This window comes from Pedomonas sp. (assembly GCF_036515995.1).
GTDB lineage: Bacteria > Pseudomonadota > Alphaproteobacteria > Sphingomonadales > Sphingomonadaceae > Pedomonas.
Map to the genome: position 1 here is coordinate 1 of NZ_DATBUP010000089.1, position 3,266 is coordinate 3,266.

General features: G+C 66.3%; 2 protein-coding genes. One reads left to right on the forward strand and one right to left on the reverse strand.

Features of this window, described 5'->3' with window-relative positions:
• On the reverse strand, positions 1-944 hold a 944-nt coding region (locus tag VIG90_RS07100), incomplete at its 3' end, for an FAD-dependent monooxygenase (protein ID WP_331592792.1).
• Positions 945-1,268: 324 nt separating this feature from the next.
• Here VIG90_RS07100 and VIG90_RS07105 point away from each other — a divergent pair.
• A partial coding sequence (locus VIG90_RS07105) for an FtsK/SpoIIIE family DNA translocase (protein ID WP_414695475.1) occupies positions 1,269-3,266 on the forward strand: 1,998 nt, incomplete at its 3' end.

Sequence of the window (3,266 nt, forward strand, 5' to 3'; positions counted from 1 at the left end):
AAGGCGGCGACGTCTCGCATGCCCATGTTCAGGCCCTGGCCTGCGATGGGGTGGATGCCGTGAGCGGAGTCGCCGATCAGGGCGAAGCGGTCATCGATGTAGCGTTCGGCGTGGATGAAGCCGAGCGGGTAGGTCCAGCGGGGCGCGGCCAGTTCCAGCTCGCCGAGGAAGTCACCGAAGCGGCGGCGGATCTCGGCGAGGAAGGCGCGATCGCTGAGGCCGACGAGGGCCGGGCCTTCGCGCTCCGACACGGTCCAGACGATGCAGCAGCGGTTGTTCTGGAGCGGGAGGATGGCGAAGGGGCCATCCGGCAGGAAGCGCTCATGCGCCACGTCGCCATGGGGCTTCTCGTGCGAAACGGTGGTGACGATGCCGTGCTGGCGGTAGGACCACTGGGCGCAGCGGATGCCGACCTGATCCCGCAGGGTGGAGCGGCGGCCTTCGGCAGAGACCAGCAGCGGCGCGGTGAGCTTCTGCCCGCTGGTGAGCACGGCCTCGACCCGGCTGGTGTTGCGGTTCCATGAGGCGAGCCGGTCCGGCGCGAACAGGTGGAGACCCTGCGCCTTGCCGGCGGCTTCCAGCAGCGCGGCGCGCAGGAGGCGGTTCTCGAACATGTAGCCGAGCGGCTCATTGCCGATGGCGGAGGAATCGAACTGGAGGAACCGGGGCGAGTCGCCATCGGTCACCATGATTTCGCGGATGGGCTGGGCGGCGTCCGCCAGATAGGGCCACACGCCGATGGCCTGGAACATCTTGCCCGAGGCGTTGGCGATGGCGGAGGCGCGGCCGTCAAACCCGGAGGCGAGGGTGGTGGTGAGGTCTGCCGCGTCCACCACGGCGACTTCAAGGCCGTGGGAGGTGAGGGCCAGCGCCAGCGTCATGCCGACAAGGCCGCCGCCGATGATGATTGCATCGACCGATATTGCCTTGCTTGTATCCGCCATGCGCCTGTCCTTCCCTAGCCGGGCCCCCCTGCGGGCGACCATTTGCCCGCCTTATGCCCCCGCAGAGTAGGATTTTCCACCGGCATCGCCAATGATGCTCTGCGACGCAGCGTCGAGGCGTGCCTTGTTCATGCCGCGATCAACGGTTTATCGTGATGCAAAGCCGCGCTTACTTGACGGTGACGGGACCTTGCGGCTCATAACACCAAACCGAACAGAATGAGTCTGGCACAGCCGGACCGATCATCGATCATGGCAGGACAAGGGTTCAGAACAGTGGCCAGTGCGCGCTTCATCAAGTTGCCCACCACCGTCTTTCAGAAAATGGGCGTTGCGGCGGAACCGGCCATGCGCGTCGTGGGCGGCGTGCTGCTTGGCCTCTTCGGCCTGTGCCTGCTGGGGGCGTTGCTCAGCTATGATCCGGCGGACCCCTCGCTGAACCATGCGACGGACGCAAGCCCGGGCAACTGGCTGGGCTATGCGGGCGCGTCTCTGGCGGACATCGCCTATCAGGTGCTCGGCCTTGGCGCGTGGTTCGTGGTCATTCCGCTGCTGTGCTGGGCATTCCGGGCGCTGCGCCGCCTGCCGTTGCAGAACCTGCGGCGCTCGATGATCTTTGCCTTCAGCGGCGCGATCGTGCTCAGCCTGGCCTGCGGCTGGGTGCCCGCCTGGCCGAGCTGGCCGGTGGATGCGGGCGTGGGCGGCGTTGTCGGCTTCCTTGGCGTGAAGGGCGTCACCTCCCTTGGCGAGAACTGGGGCTGGGAGCCGCTGGGCTGGGCGTTCTGCGTGCCGCTGCTGCTCATCGGCCTCGTGCTGTTCGCCTTCAGCCTTGGGCTGGAAAAGAGCGACTGGGAGCGCCTGAAGGGCCTGTTCCGCCGCCGCGAGCGCTATGTGCCGCCCTATGAACTGGAAGAGGAAGCGCCCAGGCCGCAGAGCATCCGCCGCGAGCCGAAGCTGGTGGCACCCGAGATCAGCGCCCCGATCGACGAGGAGGACGCGCCCAAGCCTCGCCTGCGCGACCGGATCATGCCGCCGAAGAAGGAGCAGGCGCCGGTTGCCAAGGCGACCAAGCAGGGCGACCTCAAGCTGGGCGACAAGTACGAATCCCCCAGCCTCGACCTGCTGGCCGAGGTGGTGAAGTCCGACACCCGCGGCTTTGATCGCACCGCGCTGGAGCAGAATGCACGGCTGCTGGAGTCCGTGCTCGATGACTATGGCGTCAAGGGGCAGATCATTCAGGTGCGCCCCGGCCCGGTTGTGACCATGTACGAGCTGGAACCCGCGCCGGGCATCAAGTCTTCCCGCGTGATTGGCCTTGCGGACGACATCGCCCGCTCCATGAGCGCCATTTCGGCCCGTGTGGCTGTGGTGCCGGGCCGCAACGTCATCGGCATCGAACTGCCGAACGCCAAGCGCGATACGGTTTACCTGAAGGAGCTGCTGCTCTCCGAGAGCTTCACCACCGACAAGAAGACGCTGCCGATGGTGCTGGGCAAGGACATTGCGGGCGACGCCGTGGTGGCCGACCTTGCGCCCATGCCGCACTTGCTGATTGCGGGTACGACGGGTTCGGGCAAGTCGGTCGGCCTCAACGGCATGATCGTCTCCCTCCTGTATCGCATGGCCCCGGACCGGCTGCGTTTCATCATGATCGACCCCAAGATGCTGGAGCTTTCGGTTTACGACGGCATTCCGCATCTTCTGGCCCCGGTGGTGACGGAGCCGAAGAAGGCCATTGCCGCCCTGAAGTGGGCCGTGCGCGAGATGGACGACCGCTATCGGAAGATGGCCAGCGTCAACGCGCGCTCGCTGGCCGGCTTCAACGAGAAGGTGATGGAGAGCAAGGCGCGCGGCCAGTCCCTCGTGCGCAAGGTCCACACCGGCTACGACCGCGAGAGCGGCCAGCCGATCTATGAAGAGCAGACGTTCGATTTCGATCCGCTGCCGCTGATCGTGGTGGTCGTGGACGAGCTGGCCGACCTGATGATGGTGGCCGGCAAGGAGGTGGAAATCCTCATCCAGCGCCTCGCCCAGAAGGCGCGTGCAGCGGGCATCCACCTGATCATGGCAACGCAGCGCCCGTCCGTGGATGTGATCACCGGCGTCATCAAGGCCAACCTGCCGACCCGTATCTCCTTCTCCGTGACGTCCAAGATCGACAGCCGCACCATCCTTGGCGAACAGGGCGCGGAGCAGCTGCTGGGCAAGGGCGACATGCTCTACATGTCCGGCGGCAAGCAGATCATCCGCGTGCACGGCCCGTTCGTCTCCGAGGAGGAGGTGGAGCGTGTGGCCGACCACTGGCGCAGCCAGGGCATGCCG